The organism is Streptosporangium sp. NPDC002544 (genome assembly GCF_040295965.1).
GTDB lineage: Bacteria > Actinomycetota > Actinomycetes > Streptosporangiales > Streptosporangiaceae > Streptosporangium.
In genome coordinates this window covers 60,947-77,644 of sequence record NZ_JBEOWJ010000003.1, presented here as the reverse complement: position 1 = coordinate 77,644, position 16,698 = coordinate 60,947, and the positions used below count along the sequence as shown (strand labels likewise).

The 16,698-nt window shown below is 72.3% G+C and carries 14 protein-coding genes; 8 read left to right on the top strand and 6 right to left on the bottom strand.

Annotated elements, in window-relative coordinates; genetic code table 11:
* Positions 1-13: 13 nt before the first annotated feature.
* A complete protein-coding gene (locus ABT061_RS05130; RefSeq protein WP_350912846.1) occupies positions 14-1,435 on the top strand; it encodes an ATP-binding protein in 1,422 nt (473 codons plus the stop codon).
* Positions 1,436-1,494: 59 nt separating this feature from the next.
* On the opposite strand, the gene ABT061_RS05125 is transcribed toward ABT061_RS05130, so the two are convergent.
* Complete coding sequence (locus ABT061_RS05125) at positions 1,495-2,754, bottom strand: alpha/beta fold hydrolase (protein WP_350912844.1); 1,260 nt, start codon at positions 2,752-2,754, stop codon at positions 1,495-1,497.
* A 167-nt stretch (positions 2,755-2,921) separates the two neighbouring features.
* Here ABT061_RS05125 and ABT061_RS05120 point away from each other — a divergent pair, with 167 nt between their 5' ends.
* The 3 genes from ABT061_RS05120 to ABT061_RS05110 all read left to right on the top strand — a co-directional run bounded on the left by ABT061_RS05120 (position 2,922) and on the right by ABT061_RS05110 (position 7,246).
* The gene (locus tag ABT061_RS05120; RefSeq protein ID WP_350912842.1) at positions 2,922-3,980 is read left to right on the top strand and encodes an LLM class flavin-dependent oxidoreductase; all 1,059 of its coding nucleotides are present in this window, start codon (positions 2,922-2,924) and stop codon (positions 3,978-3,980) included.
* 73 nt (positions 3,981-4,053) lie between these two features.
* On the top strand, positions 4,054-5,553 hold the full coding sequence (locus tag ABT061_RS05115; protein WP_350912840.1) for an AMP-binding protein: 1,500 nt from the start codon (positions 4,054-4,056) through the stop codon (positions 5,551-5,553).
* A 307-nt stretch (positions 5,554-5,860) separates the two neighbouring features.
* Positions 5,861-7,246 (top strand): GH1 family beta-glucosidase, encoded by a 1,386-nt coding sequence (locus ABT061_RS05110; RefSeq protein WP_350912838.1) that lies wholly within the window; start codon positions 5,861-5,863, stop codon positions 7,244-7,246.
* A 59-nt stretch (positions 7,247-7,305) separates the two neighbouring features.
* On the opposite strand, the gene ABT061_RS05105 is transcribed toward ABT061_RS05110, so the two are convergent.
* The 3 genes from ABT061_RS05105 to ABT061_RS05095 all read right to left on the bottom strand — a co-directional run bounded on the left by ABT061_RS05105 (position 7,306) and on the right by ABT061_RS05095 (position 10,682).
* Positions 7,306-7,938, bottom strand: a complete 633-nt coding sequence (locus ABT061_RS05105) for a ThuA domain-containing protein (protein WP_350912836.1) — start codon at positions 7,936-7,938, stop codon at positions 7,306-7,308.
* 211 nt (positions 7,939-8,149) lie between these two features.
* Positions 8,150-9,379, bottom strand: a complete 1,230-nt coding sequence (locus tag ABT061_RS05100; protein WP_350912835.1) for an ROK family transcriptional regulator — start codon at positions 9,377-9,379, stop codon at positions 8,150-8,152.
* Between the two features lie 379 nt (positions 9,380-9,758).
* On the bottom strand, positions 9,759-10,682 hold the full coding sequence (locus ABT061_RS05095) for a cyclase family protein (RefSeq protein ID WP_350912833.1): 924 nt from the start codon (positions 10,680-10,682) through the stop codon (positions 9,759-9,761).
* Between the two features lie 36 nt (positions 10,683-10,718).
* On the opposite strand from ABT061_RS05095, the gene ABT061_RS05090 reads away from it, so the two are divergent.
* Positions 10,719-12,077: a serine hydrolase domain-containing protein gene (locus ABT061_RS05090; protein ID WP_350912831.1), complete on the top strand. Its 1,359-nt coding sequence runs from the start codon at positions 10,719-10,721 to the stop codon at positions 12,075-12,077.
* 143 nt (positions 12,078-12,220) lie between these two features.
* On the opposite strand, the gene ABT061_RS05085 is transcribed toward ABT061_RS05090, so the two are convergent.
* Complete coding sequence (locus ABT061_RS05085; RefSeq protein ID WP_350913423.1) at positions 12,221-13,012, bottom strand: SDR family NAD(P)-dependent oxidoreductase; 792 nt, start codon at positions 13,010-13,012, stop codon at positions 12,221-12,223.
* Positions 13,012-13,632 (bottom strand): isochorismatase family protein, encoded by a 621-nt coding sequence (locus tag ABT061_RS05080; protein ID WP_350912829.1) that lies wholly within the window; start codon positions 13,630-13,632, stop codon positions 13,012-13,014. The genes ABT061_RS05085 and ABT061_RS05080 overlap by 1 nt, the downstream gene beginning before the upstream one ends.
* Before the next feature lie 175 nt (positions 13,633-13,807).
* On the opposite strand from ABT061_RS05080, the gene ABT061_RS05075 reads away from it, so the two are divergent.
* Genes ABT061_RS05075 through ABT061_RS05065 form a run of 3 tightly spaced genes read left to right on the top strand, consistent with a single transcriptional unit; the run spans position 13,808 to position 16,672 of the window.
* Positions 13,808-15,928 (top strand): protein kinase domain-containing protein, encoded by a 2,121-nt coding sequence (locus ABT061_RS05075; RefSeq protein WP_350912827.1) that lies wholly within the window; start codon positions 13,808-13,810, stop codon positions 15,926-15,928.
* Positions 15,929-15,959: 31 nt separating this feature from the next.
* Positions 15,960-16,334, top strand: coding sequence for a Zn-ribbon domain-containing OB-fold protein (locus tag ABT061_RS05070; RefSeq protein WP_350912825.1), 375 nt, complete (start codon positions 15,960-15,962; stop codon positions 16,332-16,334).
* Positions 16,331-16,672, top strand: coding sequence for a VOC family protein (locus tag ABT061_RS05065; protein WP_350912823.1), 342 nt, complete (start codon positions 16,331-16,333; stop codon positions 16,670-16,672). The genes ABT061_RS05070 and ABT061_RS05065 overlap by 4 nt, the downstream gene beginning before the upstream one ends.
* Positions 16,673-16,698 lie beyond the last annotated feature (26 nt).

Here is a 16,698-nt window from a genome sequence, read left to right as displayed (position 1 = left end):
GCAAGGAGGTCACATGATCGACACAGACGTGCTCCGCGGGCTGTTCCTCTTCGAGCGGCTCGACGAGGACAAGCTCCGCTGGCTCGCCGAACACGGGACCGAGGAGGAGTACGAGGCGGGCGAGCCGATCATCAAGCAGGGTGATCCGGCCGACTGCTTCGCCGTGCTCATCGACGGCGAGGTGGTGATGATCACCGAGACCCCCGCCGGACCGGTCACGATGACCCCGACCTCGCAGCCCGGCGTCTACGGCGGCGCGGTCCTGGCCTACCTGGGCGACCGCGCCCCGGCCACCTACGCCCACTCGCTGCGCGCCACCAAGCCGAGCCGCATGTTCATGCTCCCGGCCAGGAAGTACGGCATGATCATGGCCGAGTGGTTCCCGATGGCGGTGCATCTGCTCGACGGGGCCCGCCTGGGCGGGATGGCACAGCGGGAGCTCATCGACCGGCGGCAGCGGCTGACCGCGCTCGGCACGATCACCGCCGGGCTCACCCACGAGCTCAACAACCCGGCCGCGGCGGCGGTACGGGCCGTGGACGACCTGCGGGTGAAGGTACGGAGCTCGCGCAGGCGGCTGGCCGCGCTGGCGGAGGAGGGCATCGAGCCCGAGCGGCTGCGCGAGCTGGTCGACCTGCAGGAGGCGTGCGCCGACAGCGCCTCGAAGGCGCCGCCCCGCTCGCCGCTGGAGACCTCCGACGCCGAGGACGAGCTGTCCGATGCCCTGGAGGAGGCCGGGGTCTCAGACGCCTGGGAGATCGCCCCGGCGCTGGTGGCGGCCGGGTTCGAGGTCGGCAAGCTCGACGCCGTCCGCGAGGCGATCGGCGACCGGCACCTGGACGCGGCGATGCACTGGCTGTCGGAGGCCACCGAGATCTCCCAGATGCTGAACGAGGTGACGGACGCGACCGAGCGGATCTCCTCGCTGATCGCCTCCGCCAAGCAGTACTCCCAGATGGACCGGGCGCCGTACCAGACGGTGGACGTGCGGGAGCTGCTCGACAGCACCCTCACCATGTTCCGCGGCAAGATCCCGCCGGGGGTCACCATCGCCACCGACTACGACCCCGGGCTGCCGCCCATCCCCGCCTACGCGGGAGAACTCAACCAGGTGTGGACCAACCTGATCCACAACGCGCTGGACGCGATGGCCGGCAGCGGCGTCCTGACCGTCCGCACCCGCCTCGAACACGACACGATCGCGCTGATCGAGATCTGCGACACCGGCCCCGGCGTCCCCGCGGCCCTGCGCGAGCGGATCTTCGAGCCGTTCTTCACCACGAAGGCGGTGGGCGAGGGCACCGGGCTCGGCCTGGACATCTCCTTCCGCATCGTCGCCGGCCGCCACGGCGGCGACCTGCGTGTGGAGTCGAGGCCCGGCGACACCCGCTTCCAGGTACGCCTCCCCGTCACCGAGGCGTCCAACCCGGCCTGAGCCCGTGCCGTCCGGAGCGGGCGCTTTGGACGGCACGGGCTCAGAAGGCCCCGAGACGTTCAGGAGCCGTGGACGCCGCCCGCGATGTCCATCAGGCGGGCGAGGACCTTGCCGCCGGAGACCCGGACGCCGTCGTGCTCCCACTCGTTGGTCACCCAGGTCCGCACGTTGCCCACCGCGCGCGCGGTGCGCATGGACAGGCCCTCGTCGACGTACATGTCGTCGTAGTAGACGGCGGCGACCACCGGGACCCGGTTGGCGGCCAGCCGGGCCGGGTCGTAGAGGGCGGGCCAGCCGGAGACGGTGGCGAGGATCTCGGCGGCGCCCCGGAAGGGACGGAGCGCGGCGATCTCGTCGAACATCCAGGGGTAGATCATCTCCCCGGTGGGGAGCGTCGGTCCCGCGTCCTCGTGGAACTCCTTGGGCAGCAGCCGGTGCGCGGCCCAGTCCGTGGCGGCGCCCTGGGCGTAGATCGACTCGTGCAGGACCGCGTAGAGCGGGTTGCCGACGAAACCGGTGGCCATCATGACCTCGTACCGGAAGAGGTCGGAGAGCCTGCTGCCGGTCCAGGCCTCCTCCAGCAACCAGTGCAGGTATTCGGCGCCGTCGCTCATCCCCAGGCACATGCCGAGGGTCTGCAGGCGGCGTACGGTCAGCACGTCACCGTCGGGGAGCGAGACCTCGTGCAGGCGCAGGTGGGCGGCTATCGCGTCCAGGCGGTCCGAGTCCTGCGGGTAACGGGCGAAGTAACGGCGCACCTTGTCCAGGACCCGCGGGTAGGTGCGGGAGTAGACGTCGTCGGCGGTGGCGTCGAGCCCGGCCAGGCCGCCGGTCACGTAGCAGGTCGCCAGGCCCTCGGGGGCCAGCGAGAGGTAGGTCAGCGTGATGAAGCCGCCGTAGCTCTGGCCGAGGGTGTCCCACGGCCGGTCACCGGCGAGCTCGCGCCGGATCAGCTCGGCGTCGGCCACGATCGAGTCGGCCCGGAAGTGCCCGAGGCGGGCGGCGAGCTCGGCGTCCGTGCCGCGCACCGTCTTCGCGGTGACGGGAGTGCTGCGACCGGTCCCCCGCTGGTCGAGCAGCAGGACGCGATGGGTTTTCAGCGCCTGCCCCAGCCATCCCTCCGCGGCGGTCGGGCGCGGCGACTTGCCGCCGGGACCGCCCTGCAGGAAGAGCAGCCACGGCAGGTCCTCCCGCTGCCTGGCCGGGTCGACCGCCTCCCGGGCGAAGACCTCGATCGTCTCGCCGCCGGGGTCGGCGTGGTCGAGGGGAACGGTGAACACGTGGTCGGTGAGCGCCACACCGGGCAGAAGGACAGTCACCCCGGAAAACTACCCGACCCCACGACCGCCATTTCCTGACGGGCGCGGCACTTCCCCGGACGCGGAGAACTGATACGCTTCCCAAGCGAGCGCTTGGTTTCGTGCGGCCCGCCGCAACCGAGACCGCGGAACGGGACAGACGGAGACGACCGCCAGGGGACAAGCCGATGAAGTTCTCGACCTTCCACCTCTTCCACCGGTTCGACGGCCAGAGCTTCAAGGATGTCTACGACTACCATCTCGAACTGGTCGAGCTGGCCGAGGAGCTGGGTTTCCACGGCGTGCGGCTGGCCGAGCACCACTTCCGCGACTACGGAGTGGTCCCGAACCTGTTCACCATGCTGGCCGCCATGGCCGCGCGCACCGAGCGGCTCCGGCTGGGCACCGGCATCGTGGTGCTGCCGCTGCACAACCCGATCCACGTCGCCGAGGAGGCGGCCATGGTGGACGTGCTCTCCGGCGGGCGGCTGGAGCTGGGCATCGGGCGCGGCTACCAGAGCTTCGAGTTCGAGGGCTTCGGCATCGACCTGGCCGAGGCCCGTGACCGGTTCAACGAGGCGCTGGAGGTCATCCTCGGCCTCTGGGGCAGCCCCACCTTCCGGTACGAGGGCAAGTTCTACCGGACCGGCACCGAGGTCGAACTCGTCCCCCGGCCGCTCCAGAGCCCGTTCCCGCCGATCCATGTGGCCGCCGTGTCCCCGGAGACCGTGACCATGTACGCCGAGCGCGGCCTGCCCATCCTGGCCGACCCGGCGGCGCCGTTCCGCAAGGTGGTCAAGGCGGCGGAGACCTGGCGGACGACCGCGGAACTGGCCGGGCACGACGTGACCGGGCACGAGCTGGTGGTCGCGCGCAGCGTCTACGTCGCCGCCACGGCGGAGGCTGCCCGCGAGGACCAGGCCAGGTTCGAGGCGGGGTTCGACCGGAGCCGGATCTTCAACGAGAAGAGCGCCCCGATCGACCCCAGGACCGGCAAGGCCGCACAGGGCTTCGAGTACTACCAGGACCGCTACCTCAAGGGTGGCTCGGTCTCCAACGACTTCCGCTGGGAGCAGTTGGAGGTCATCGGCGACCCCGAGCGGGTGATCGGCCAGATCCGGCTGCTGCGGGACTCCGGATTCGCCAACCTGCTCTGCGACTTCGGCAGCACCCGGCCGATGCCACTGGCGGAGATGAGGAAGGTCATGCGGTTCTTCGCCGCCGAGGTCATGCCGGCTTTCGAATGATCCGTCCCCGTACGGCTCGCACCGGCCGAGGCGGGAGGTCGCGGGCCGTACGCCACCCCCACCAGGAGGCGCGATGATCCACCAGTTGACCCTGTCCGACGTCCTCGCCGAGCACGCCCGCAGCCGCCCCGGGGTGACCGCGGTGGTGGACGGCGAGTTGCGGCTCACCTACCCCGAACTGGACGCGCGGGTCACCCGCCTGGCGGGCGCGCTGGCCGCGCGGGGCGTGACGACCGGGGAGCGGGTGCTCTGGCTGGGCAGAAACGACCACGCGGTGCTCGAACTGCTGCTCGCCTCGTCCAGGCTCGGCGCGATCCTCTGCCCGGCGAACTGGCGGCAGTCGGCCGAAGAGCTCTCCTTCGTCCTTTCGGACCTCGCTCCGAAGGTCGTCGTCTGGGAGGAGTCCGAGGTCGCCGCCCCGCTGAGCGGCGAGGACTGGATCCTCGCGGGGGCGGGCTACGAGGCGTTCCTGGCCGGCGGGTCCCCGGACGCCGTGCCGGACGGGTTCGCCGACGACGCCGACGACACAGCGCCGGTGCTCGCGCTCTACACCGCCGCCTTCGACGGCCGTCCCAACGCGGCGCTGCTGAGCAGCGCCGCCCTGGTCGCGCACAGCGCCTCGCTGCTGGTGGTGCGGCAGATGGAGCCGGGCTTCACCTTCCTGAACAGCGGCCCGCTGTTCCACGTGGGCACGATGATGTTCTGCCTGGCCACGCTACAGATCGGCGGGACGAACGTGTTCACGCCGGCTTTCGACCCCGAGGAGGTCTGCCGCCTCGTCGACGCGGAGAAGGTCACCCAGGCGTTCCTGTTCGGGCAGATGATCGACGCGGTGGTGAAGGCCAACGAGGGCGGCAAGTACGACCTGACGTCGCTCCGCTTCGTCTCCCACTCGGCCGAGTGGGACGCCATGACGAGCGTGGACGACTCCCCCTGGTGCCGGTCGAGGATGGGCGGCTACGGGCAGACGGAGGTGGCCGGGATGCTGACCTTCCTGGGGCTCGCCCCGGGGGCCGCGGGGTTCGCCGGACGGCCGTCGCCACTGGTCCAGGTGCGCATCCTCACCCCTGACGGCGACGAGGTGCCCGCGGGAGAGGTGGGCGAGATCTGCGCCCGCGGCAAGTCCCTTTTTTCCGGATACTTCAACAGACCTGAGCTCAACGAGGCGAAGACGCGCGGGGGCTGGCACCACACCGGCGACCTCGGCCGCCGCGAGGCCGACGGCACGATCACCTTCATCGGCCCCCGGCTCCGCATGATCAAGTCCGGCAACGAGAACATCTACCCGGCCGAGGTCGAGCGGGTGCTGAAGACCCATCCCGCCGTCGCCGACGCCGCGGTCATCGGCGTCCCCGACGAGCGGTGGCGGCAGGCGGTGAAGGCCGTCGTGGTCCTCGGGGACGGGGCCACGGCCTCCGCCGAGGAGATCGTCGAGCATGTGCGGGGCGGCCTCGCCTCATACAAGAGGCCACGGCACGTGGACTTCGTGGCGGCCATCCCCAAGAAGGGCTTCACCCCCGACTACGACGCCCTCGACGCCGCCCACGGCGGGGGCGGCTACCCCGGCACCTGACGGTTCACCCCGGTCCCGCACGGTCCGCGACGAGAGCCGGCTCCCGGGAGCCGGCTCTCGTCGGCCGTTCCGGCACGATCGGAATCGTCCACGGCCTGGGCACGACTCGGTAACTCCACCTTGACGCAGACGGAGTTTTTCCCCTTAAATTTCATTATGAATTAAGCCTCAAAGTTGAGCAGCCACCACTCCCCTCGGGCGCCCACAGAGCGCGGGAGGGTGGAACGGCGCCCCTGCCACCGATCGTCGACCTGACGCCGCCCGGCAGGCGACCCATCCGCGTAACCACGCAAGGAGCGATCAAGGGATGACCCAGACCGACGACCGGACCGGCACCGGCCTGGCCCTGTTCCCCCCCGGTTTCCGCTGGGGGGTCGCCACCGCGGCCTACCAGATCGAGGGCGCCGCCGCGGAGGACGGACGCGCCCCCTCCATCTGGGACACCTTCGCCAGGACCCCCGGCCGGGTGCACCTCGGGCAGACCGGCGACATCGCCTGCGACCACTACCACCGCTACGCCGACGACGTGGCCCTCATGCGGGACCTCGGCATCGACACCTACCGCTTCTCCGTCTCCTGGCCCCGGGTCAGGCCCGACGGCACGGGGCCGGTGAACCCCCTCGGTCTCGACTTCTACGACCGGCTGACGGACACCCTGCTGGCCGCCGGCATCGAGCCCATGACCACCCTGTACCACTGGGACCTGCCGCAGTGCCTGGAGGACCGGGGCGGCTGGACCGTGCGGGAGACCGCCCACCACTTCGCCGAGTACGCCGGAGTGGTGTACGACCGGCTCGGAGACCGGATCAGGACCTGGACCACGCTCAACGAGCCGTGGTGCTCGGCCTTCCTCGGGTACGCCACCGGCGATCAGGCGCCCGGCAGGACCGAGCCGGACGCGGCCTTCCGCGCGGCGCACCACCTGCTGCTCGGCCACGGTCTGGCGGCCCGCGCCCTGCGCGCGGCGGGAGCCCGAGAGGTCTCGATCACGGTCAACCTCACCCCGGTGTCCCCCCGCGACCCGCAGGACCGGCACGACGTCGCGGCGGCCGGGCTCGTCGACGGCCTGCACAACCGGATCTTCCTCGACCCGATCCTCAACGGCCGCTACCCCGCCGACATGCTGGAGCACATGGCCCGCTTCACCACTCTGGAGCACATCGCCGACGGCGACGAGGAGCTGATCGGCGCCCCGATCGACCTGCTGGGAGTCAACTACTACGCGCCGACCCTCGTCGCGGCGAAGGTGGGCACGCCCTCCTCGAACCGCTTCCCCGGCACCGAGGGCGTCGAACACCTCGACCCCGGCCTGCCGGTGACCGCCATGGGCTGGCCCGTCGAGGCCGACGGCCTGCGCAGGCTCCTCGTGCGGCTGGCGCGGGACTATCCCACCACCCCGCTGATGATCACCGAGAACGGGGCGGCCTACCACGACTCCGCCGAGGACGGCCGGGTGGCCGACGCCGAGCGCGTCGACTACCTGCGCACCCATCTGCTCGCCGCCCACCAGGCGATCGGTGAGGGAGCCGACCTGCGCGGTTACCTGGCCTGGTCGCTGATGGACAACTTCGAGTGGGCGTACGGCTACGAGAAGCGGTTCGGGCTGGTCCACGTCGACTACGACACCCAACGGCGCATCCCCAAGGACAGCGCCCTGTGGTACAGCGGTGTCATCGGCAGGAACGGGATCTGAGGCGACGTTCCCCGCGCCCCCATCCCCGAGGGAGGCGCGGGGAACGTCACGTCAGGCGGTCACCGGCCGGCCCAGATCAGGCCGCGCCGGGTGAGTTCGTACACGGTGGGATGCCGCAGGTCCGCGAGCCGGTGGCCGACGGCGGAGAAGAAGACCTTTCCCCTCCCCCACCTGCGGGTCCAGACGACCGGCATGACGGTTTCCGGTGAGGCGAACCGCGTGGTGGCGAGAACCTCGTTGTGGGCGTCGGTGAGCATCCAGTACTGCTCGGTCTCGACGGTGAAGTCGTCCAGCCCGGCGACGATCGGGTGGTCGGCGCGCGCGGGGTCGATGACGACGTCGTAGCTGAGGAAGTCCTCGGGGTGGTGCAGGAAGAGCCCGCCGACCATCCGCAGGTAGTCATGGCTGCCGTCGAAGGTGGCCACCAGGCCGCCGTGCCAGCCGGCGAAACCGGTACCCGCGCGGACCGCGGCCACCAGCCCCGCCTCCTGCTCCCGGGTCAGGGTGCCGCCCGTCCAGCACTGCACGACCAGGTCGGTCCCGGCCAGCAGCGGCCGGTCGGCGTAGACCTCCAGGTCGTCGGCGACGGTCACCGAGAAGCCGGCGGCGGCCAGTTCGGGGATGAACAGCTCGGTCGCCTCGACGGGGACGTGCCCCTCCCAGCCACCACGGACGACCAGCGCCCTCCTCATCGGCGGCCCGCCCGGCCACTCGCCTGGCGCTCACCTGACGACGGCCTTCCCCCACGGGGTGCGGCGCGTCCGGAGGCCGCGCCCTGAAACGTCCCGTCGATGTCCGCCCCGCCCACAGTCGTTCCCCCCGTCGCCACTCTTAGTACAGAATGCAAAATAAGTGCTGGGCGGGACGGCGTCAACAGCCGCGGCGCCCGGCACCGGAGACCGGTCAGCCGTGCGCGGGCCCGGCCGCCCGCGCCGGGCTCTCGTCCCGCCCCGCGGGGCGCACCGCGTGGCTGCGCAGCAGGAAGTCCTCGACGACCAGGGTGGCCGCGCCCAGGGCGACCGCCTCGGGACCGAGCCGGCCCAGCTCGATCGACGCCTGCGAGAAGGGCAGCGGCAGGGCGTACCTGGCGGCGGCGGCACGGATCTCGGCGAGGAACTCCCGCCCGAGCAGGGACCCGGCCCAGCCGCCGAGGATGACACGATCGGGGTTGAACAGGTTGATGAGGTTGGCCAGCCCCGCCCCGAGGCAGCGGACGGCCTCCTCGAACGCGGGCCTGGCCAGCGGATCGGCGAGAAGCGCGGCGAAGACGCTCTCCTCGTCGTCGTCCCCCAGATCCCTGCCCGCGCCGGCGAGGATCGCCTCGGCGCCGACGTACGCCTCCAGGCAGCCCTGGCCGCCGCAGCGGCAGGGGCGCCCGTCGAGGACGATCTTCGTATGGCCCCACTCCCCCGCGCCGTTCGCCGTTCCCCGGTAGGTGACGCCGCCGTTGATGATGCTCGCCCCGGCACCGGTGCCGATGAAGGTCATGACCAGGTGCTGGGCGCCCTTGCCCGCCCCGAACCAGAGTTCGGCCTGGCCGGTGGTCTTGACCCCGTTGTCGGCGAAGACCGGGATCGAGGTGCCCTCGCGCAGCAGCGCGCCCAGCGGTACGCCGTCCCAGCCGAACGCGCGGGCGTGGATGAGCAGGTCGGGCCCCTGCTCGGCGACACCCGGGACGCCCAGCCCCATGCCGAGCACCTCGGACTCGTCCGCCCCCGCCTCCGACAGGACCGCCTCCAGCCCGTCGAGGATGTGCCGGGCCACCACGGCGGGCTCGTGGTGGCTCGGGTCGAGGGCGAACTCCTTCCTCGCCCGCTCCTTCATCGCCAGGTCGTACAGCTCGACGCGGACGCGGGTCTCCCCGACCCCCACCCCGACCACGTATCCGTACGAGGGGTCGACCCTGAGCATGATCCGCGGGCGCCCGCCGTCGGAGTCGACGGAACCGGTCTCGACCACGATGCCGTCCGCGATGAGGTCGCCGATCACGTTGCTGACCGTCGCGGCGCTGAGACCGGTCGTCTGGGCCAGGTCGTGCCTGCTCAGCTCGTTGGCGAAATACAACGTCCACAGGACCACGGACCGGTTGCCCTTCCGCACATCACGGAGGGTCCCCCGCTGTGGACGGCTCATGCTTCTCCCCGGGGAAGTAATTTCAAATGTTAGTACAACTACTACTCTAGCCACTCGCGGCCAATGCTCATCGAGCACACTCCTGCCCGGCGAGGCGCGCCGCACCCGCATCGGGCGCGAGGAGAGTTTCCCAGGTCGCGCGGGGAATCGCCACGTCCGGCACGGACCCTCGGAACCGTCTCGAAGGCGCCGATCCGCCCGGTGCGCCCCCGGGCGGATCGGGTCAGGACGGTGACGGCCAGCAGGCGAGATCGTGGTCGGCGGCGTGGTCGACGGGCCGCACCGCGCCCGACACGTGTGCCAGGTCTTACCGCTCCTCCACGGACGTTCGGCGTCTCCCCTGTCCCGGTGCCCGGGAAACGGCCACCGGGCGCCGCTCTCAGAGGATCGCCAGCGGGTTGATCGGGCTTCCCGTGCCCCCCTCGATCCTCAACGGGGCCGCGACGAAGACGAAGTCCCCGCCGCCGCGGCCGGCGCAGGCCGCGCCCAGTTCCTCCAGCGAGAGCATCTCGGCCAGGTGGATGCCGTGCCGCCAGAGCAGGATCAGGTGCAGATCGTCCGTCAGGTCCTCGTCGGCGAGCTGGCGGGCGTTGAGGCCCCCGATGGCGGCGTTGTCCGAGGCGACCACGGCGACGTCGCGGGCGGCGAGCCACCTGCCGCCGTCCGCGGACAGGCCCGGCTGGCCCGCCCAGTAGTCCTGCGGCGAGCCCTCCCAGACCAGGGGCCAGCCGGTGCGGACCACCGCCACGTCGCCGGGGCGCACATCGTCGTGGATCTCCGCCAGCAGGTCGCCGGAGACGCGGAAGTCCACCGGCAGGTGGTCGAGGCCGAGATGGCGGGGGACGTCGAAGAGCACCCCCCGGGCGACGACGCCGCCCGCGGTCTCGATACCGCAGCGGGTGGCCCCGTAGGACCTGACCCTGGCGGCGGGGTGCCCGTTGTAGAGCTCCTCCCCCGCCCACATGTGGCAGAGCGCGTCCATATGAGTCGTGGTGCCGTGGTGGGTGACCATCAGGGCGTCGTCGGCCATCCGCAGCCCGGCCCCGATCGGGCGGGTGCCGGCCGCGTAGTCGCCGCCGTCCACGGACATGAAGTGCTGCGGCAGCGGGCGGCCCCGCAGGTGCGGAACCGTCGTGGGGGCGGGCGAGGAGGTGGCGCCCCTGATGGGCATGGCCAGGCTGATCACCTGGCCGGTGACGGCGGAGGCGAGGGCGGCCAGGACCGTGCCGGGGGTCAGCAGGTTGAGGGTGCCACGCTGGTCTCCTGGGCCGAAGCGGCCCCAGTTGTTAGGCTCGACTACCAAGCAAGTGCTCACTTTCTAAGGATGCGGGGACGGACGATGACTGCGGACGGTGCGATCGAGGGTCGGGCGGACACGTACGGGCACTGCGACCCCCGCTTCTCCCGGGTGCGGGAGGTGTTCGAAGCGCACTTCACCGGCGGCGAGGAACTGGGCGCGGCGTTCGCGGTCTTCCTGGACGGCGAACCCGTCGTGGACCTGTGGGGCGGGGTCGCCGACCGCCACAGCGGGCGGCCCTGGGAGCGTGACACCCCCGTGCTGGCGTACTCGTGCACCAAGGCGGTGACCGCGACGGTCGCGCTGCTGCTGGCCGAGCGGGGCCTGCTCGACATCGCCGCCCCGGTCGCGGACGTCTGGCCGGAGTTCGCGCGGCACGGCAAGGAGCGCGTCACCGTCGAGCACCTGCTCACCCACCAGGCGGGGCTGCCCGTGATCGAGGAGCAGGTCCCGGTGGAGGAGTTCGGCGACCAGGCCGCCATCGCGGACCGGCTGGCCGGCCAGGCGCCGATCTGGGAGCCGGGCACCGCGCACGGCTACCACGCGCTGACGTACGGGTTCCTGGTCGGCGAGGTGGTCCGCAGGGTGTCGGGCGGCTCCGTGGGCGAGCTGGTGGCCGCGGAGATCTCCGGGCCGCTCGATCTGGACCTCCAGGTCGGCGCCGGCGACGACGTGATCGAGCGGGCGGCCCGGTTGTCCGCCCGGGAGCGCGCGAAGCCCTCCGCCCCGGCGCCCGCCGAATCCGCGCCGGCGGGCGCGGCGGACCAGGCCGGACAGGTCACCGGCACCGCGCGGGCCGCGGAAGACGGGCGGGCCGGTAACGGCGCGGCAGGCGGCCCCGCGACGGTCTCCACGGTGGCGGAGTTGCCGGGACACGGACCCGGGGACCCGGTCTACGAGATGGCCAGGGCCTCGCTCGACAGGAACAGCCTGATGAACCGGGCGCTGGGCAACCCGCCGATCCACCGGCTGTCCGGCGGCGCCAACAATCCGGTCGTCCTGCGGGCCGGCTGGCCCGCGATGGGCGCCGTCACCAGCGCCCGGGGACTGGCCGGGTTCTACCGCGACCTGGTGGCCGGGCGGATCGTGGCCCCGGAGACCCTGCGCGACGCGACGCGCAGGAGGGTGCACGGCCCGGACAGGGTGATGTTCATCGACAGTTCCTTCGGGCTGGGCTACATGCGTCCGGCGATGACCTTCCTCACCCCCGCCGGCGGCGCGGAGACCGCTTTCGGCCACACCGGTCTCGGCGGGTCGCTGGGCCTCGGCGACGCCGAGCACGGCCTGGGCATGGCGTACACGATGAACAGGATGGCGGGCGCCGTCTCCGGCAACCTCCGCGCCTACCGCCTGGCCGAGGCCGTCTACGAGTCGCTCCCCCCGGGGCGCCCCACGCGCTGAACCCCGCAGGGACGCCGCCGGGGAGAACCGCCGGGAGAACTCCGGTGGCGCCCCCGGGAAGGAGCGGGTCGACACGTCGTGACGCCCCCGCCGGCCGGCGGCACCGGTTCCCGGGTGCCGTCGTCGGCCACTCGCCCGAGGTGTCAATGCATCGTGACGCCGCCGCTGACCGACAGGGTCTGGCCCGTGACGTAGGCGGCCCTGTCGGTGCAGAGGTAGGCGACCATCCCGGCGACGTCCTCGGGGGCGCCGAGGCGGCGCAGCGGGATGCCCCTGGCGATCCTGTCGACCAGTCCCGGCTTCTCCGCGTCCACGCGGCGGAGCATCGGGGTGTCGGTGGGCCCCGGGCAGACCACGTTGGAGGTGACGTTCCCCCGGGCCGCCTCCCTCGCCAGCGTCTTGGCCAGGCCGAACAGTCCCGCCTTGGTCGCGGCGTACGCGCCCTCGCCGCCGGAGCCGGCCCGCGCCCCGTCCGAGGAGACGAAGACCAGGCGGCCCCAGCCGCGCTCGATCATCCCGGGCAGCAGGAGGCGGGTGAGCAACATCGGGGCGCGCAGGTTGACCCGCCACATCAGCTCCCAGCCTGCGGGGTCGCCGGTGACGAACGGCTCGACGATCGACACCCCGGCGTTGTTGACCAGGATGTCCACCGGCCCGGCCCGCCCGCAGAAGTCCTCGATGGACGCCGGGTCCGCCAGGTCGACCCGCAGGGCCGTGGCCGGGGCCCTCGGCCCCCTCGGCACTCCGGCCCCGGGACCCAGGCCGATCGACTCGCTGTTCAGCTCGTCGGCGATCGCCGCGGCACCGGACTCGTCCACGTCGGCCACGACGACCCCGGCCCCGAGCGCGGCGAGGTCGCGGCAGACCGCGGCGCCGATCGCCCCGGCTCCCCCGGTCACCACCGCCGTGCGCCCGTCCAGCCTCAGGCCGTCGATCACTTCCAGGCCTCCACGATGTCGGCGGCCCGCACCCGCGCGGCGAGCAGGCTCACGGTGTGCCTCAGCACCGCCTGTGCGTAGTCGTCGGGGACTCCCGCCACGGCGTCGGTCACCACCGCCACCCGGTAGCCGAGGTTGACCGCCTCCAGGGCGAGCCCGGGGATGCCGAGGTTGAGGGAGAACCCCACGGCGACGACCGTCGAGACGCCGAGCGAGCGCAGGGTCATGTCCAGCGACGTCCCGGTGAAGGGCGAGAACCCGTGGTGGCGGCGCGACTCCAGGTCGCCGGGGTCGCGCAGGCCGGGCAGCACCTCGACCGCGCCGCTGCCCTCCAGCATGTGCGCGGGGTCCTTGAGCAGGGCCGTGATGAAGGGGCTGTTCGCGGTGTGCGACCCGGCGCGGTCGGCGCGGAAGGCCGCGGTGCAGTGGATCACCGGCACCCCGGCCGCACGGGCCGCGGCCAGGACCGCGGCGGCGTTGGTCACCACGTCGCGCCGGGCGCACACCTCCACCAGGTCCGGGAACTTCGCGAGGTCTCCGGCGACGCCGCGCTGCATCTCCATCACCAGCACCGCGCTGCGGTCCGGCGCGGCGAGCGCGCCCAGATCGACGGCCATGCGACCTCCACTAACCCGAGCGCTTGCTTGGTTAACGATCGGAGCCTAACACGCGACCGGATCGACCATCGAGCACGGTTTCGATTGTTACCCTTCGCAAAAGTTGACCAACCGTGACAACCAACCCCATGGGTGAGACCGTCGAACAAGTCGACGGCACTCGGAAGGGGGCTGGATGGTTCCGGGATACCGCGAGATTCGGGAACTCGGCGTCGGCGGGGGCGGGCGCGTGGTGCTGGCCACGTACGCCGCCACCGGTGCCTACGTGGCTATCAAATACCTCAACGCGACGCTCAAGGACGACTACCGCTTCCTGGTGCGCTTCCGTGCGGAGGCGCGCGTCATGGTGGAGCTGCAGGACCCGAACGTGGTCCAGCTGTACGAGTACTACGAGGACGTGCTCGAAGCCGCGATCGTGATGGAGCTGGTCGACGGGGTCGCGCTCAGGCGGATCCTGAGCGAGCACGGCAGCACCAGCCCGGAGGCGGCGCTGACCGTGCTCAAGGGCTCGCTGCTCGGCCTGGCCTTCGCGCACGCGGCCGGGGTCGTGCACCGCGACTACAAGCCGGAGAACGTGCTGATCCAGGCCGACGGCGGCAGCAAGCTGGCGGACTTCGGCATCGCCGCCCACGTCGGGGAGACCGGCATCACCGCCGGTACCCCCGCCTACATGGCTCCCGAGCAGTGGGAGGGAGCGGCGGCGAGTGCCGCGACCGACGTCTACGCGGCCACCTGCGTCTTCTTCGAGTGCCTCACCGGGCGCAGGCCGTACCTGGCGGATCACCGCGCGGCGCTGATGCACGGACACCTGACCACGCCGATCCCGGTGGCGGAGGTGCCCGGTTCGGTCCGCGCCCTGGTCATGCGGGGCATGGCCAAGGACCCGAATGACCGGCCGCAGGACGCGCGGGCGTTCCTGGAGGAGCTGGAGGCCGCGGCGCTGTCGGCGTACGGGCCGGAGTGGGAGCAGCGCGGACGGCGGCACCTGGCCGAGCTCGCCACGCTGCTGGCACTGGCGTTCCCGCTGGCCAAGCCCGCGCCGAGGGCGAGTTCCTCGGTGGCCCAGACCGTGCTCGGCCGGATGGGGCGGGTGCGCCGTCCCCGGCTGGGCCCCAGGACGCTGGCCGGGCTTGGGGTGGTCACCGTCGCGATGACCGCCGGTGTGATCGCGGCCAACCGGCCGCATGACCGGCTCTCCGCCGACACGATCTTCACCCCGCCGCCCGGCTCAGCGATCATCCAGGAGACACCGGCGGGACGGAGCCGGGTGCCGGAGCCGCCGGAGCCGTCCGTCGGGCCGAGCCCCTCGCGAAGCGCCGCCGTCGGGCGGCCCGTGCCCCCCGCGGAGAGCACGGCCCCCGTCCCCGTCACGTTCCCCTCGCCGGCGCCGAGCCGGACCGTGGACCCCACCCCCTCCACCTCCCGGCCGAAGCCCACACCGACACCCACGCCCACACCCACACCCACGCCGAAGGCCACACCGACACCCACGCCGCGTCCGCCGACGCCCACCGCCACGCGCACCCCGACACCCGCGCCGACCGTGACGGTGATGCCGCCGGAGCCCGCGCACACGGTCAGCGGTCTGCGGATCGTGGGAATCGACGCGAACGGCACCACGGTCGCCTTCCGCGCCTCCACCGCGGCGGACGTCGCGGTGACCGTCACGTTCGCCGAGGGACCGGAGCGCGACCGGCTCGTCCAGGCACCCCCGCGCACCTCCGTCCTCGACGGGTCCGCGGCCTACTCGCACACCGTCCCGCACGCCTTCACGGTTCCGGCCTGTGGGCAGACCCTCTACCGCCGGGTCACGGTCTCCACCTCGCCCCGCTCCTCGGGCGGGACCGCCGTCCGCACCCAGGAGGTCCACGGCGAGCCGTGCTCGCCGCCCTCGGTCTCCATCACCGCCTTCGACGGCACCACCGTCGGCTTCCTGGTCAGGACCTCGGGCACCGCACCGGTGACCGTGCGGCTCGGGTTCGCCCAGCGGCTCGACGGCGCGGTGACCAGCGGCACCCGGGAGCTGGAGCTGTCCGGCGCCACCGAGTACGCGCGGGAGGTGAAGGGGGAGTTCGCCGAGCTGCCCCGGTGCGGGGAGCGTGTCACCCGGCTGGTGACGATCAGTACGGTCCCCGCGGGCGACATGCCCTCCCGGACCGTCCGGATCGATCTGCCCTCCTGCACTCCCACCTCCGGCCCGACCCCGGACCCGGCCTCGGAGAGACCGCAGGACTCCGAACGGCCCGCCGTGGACGAGCCAGGCCCCGAGCGAACCGGCGTGGACGGCATCTTGTGAGGCAACCAAGCGTGCGCTAGCTTGGCGATCGATGACCGGATCGATGACCGGCGACACGCTCGCCTACTGGGACGCCTGCCGTCGCGGCGAGCTGGTCGTCCAACGCTGCACCGCCTGCGCCCGGCGGGTGCACCTGCCTGCCCCCGAGTGCCCCGGTTGCGGCGGCACCGATCTTCCCTACGAACCCGTCTCCGGCGACGGCACGGTGCACACCTTCACGGTCGTGCACCGCTCGTTCGTGCCCGAGTTCCGGGGGCGGGAGCCGTACGTGCTGGCCTGGATCGACCTTCCCGAAGGGGTACGGGCGTTCGGGCAGGTCGTGGAGTGCCCGCCGGACCTGGTGCGGATCGGCATGCCGGTGCGCGTGACCTTCGTCGACGACCTGCCCCAGTGGAGGCCCGCGTGAGCAAGCTCGGCAACGTCCTGATCCCCGTGGACGACCTGGAGACGGCGATCGCCTTCTACTCGGGGACGCTCGGGCTGGCGGTCAGGTTCCGCGACGGCGACCGGTTCGCCGCCCTGGACGGCGGGGGCGCCACGGTCGCGCTGGTCGCGGCCGAGGAGCGGGTGGCGGGCGAGGTCACCGCGCCCTCGTACAAGGTGGACGACGTCGCGCGGGCCGCCAGGGAGCTGGCGGGGGCCGGGGCCGAGCTCGTACGGGAGCCGGAGACCGGGCCGCACGAGATCAGAGCCGTACTGCGCGACCCGTCAGGAAACGTCTTCGTCCTCTACTCCTCGCACTGACACCCCTCCACCCCTCGCTCCGAACG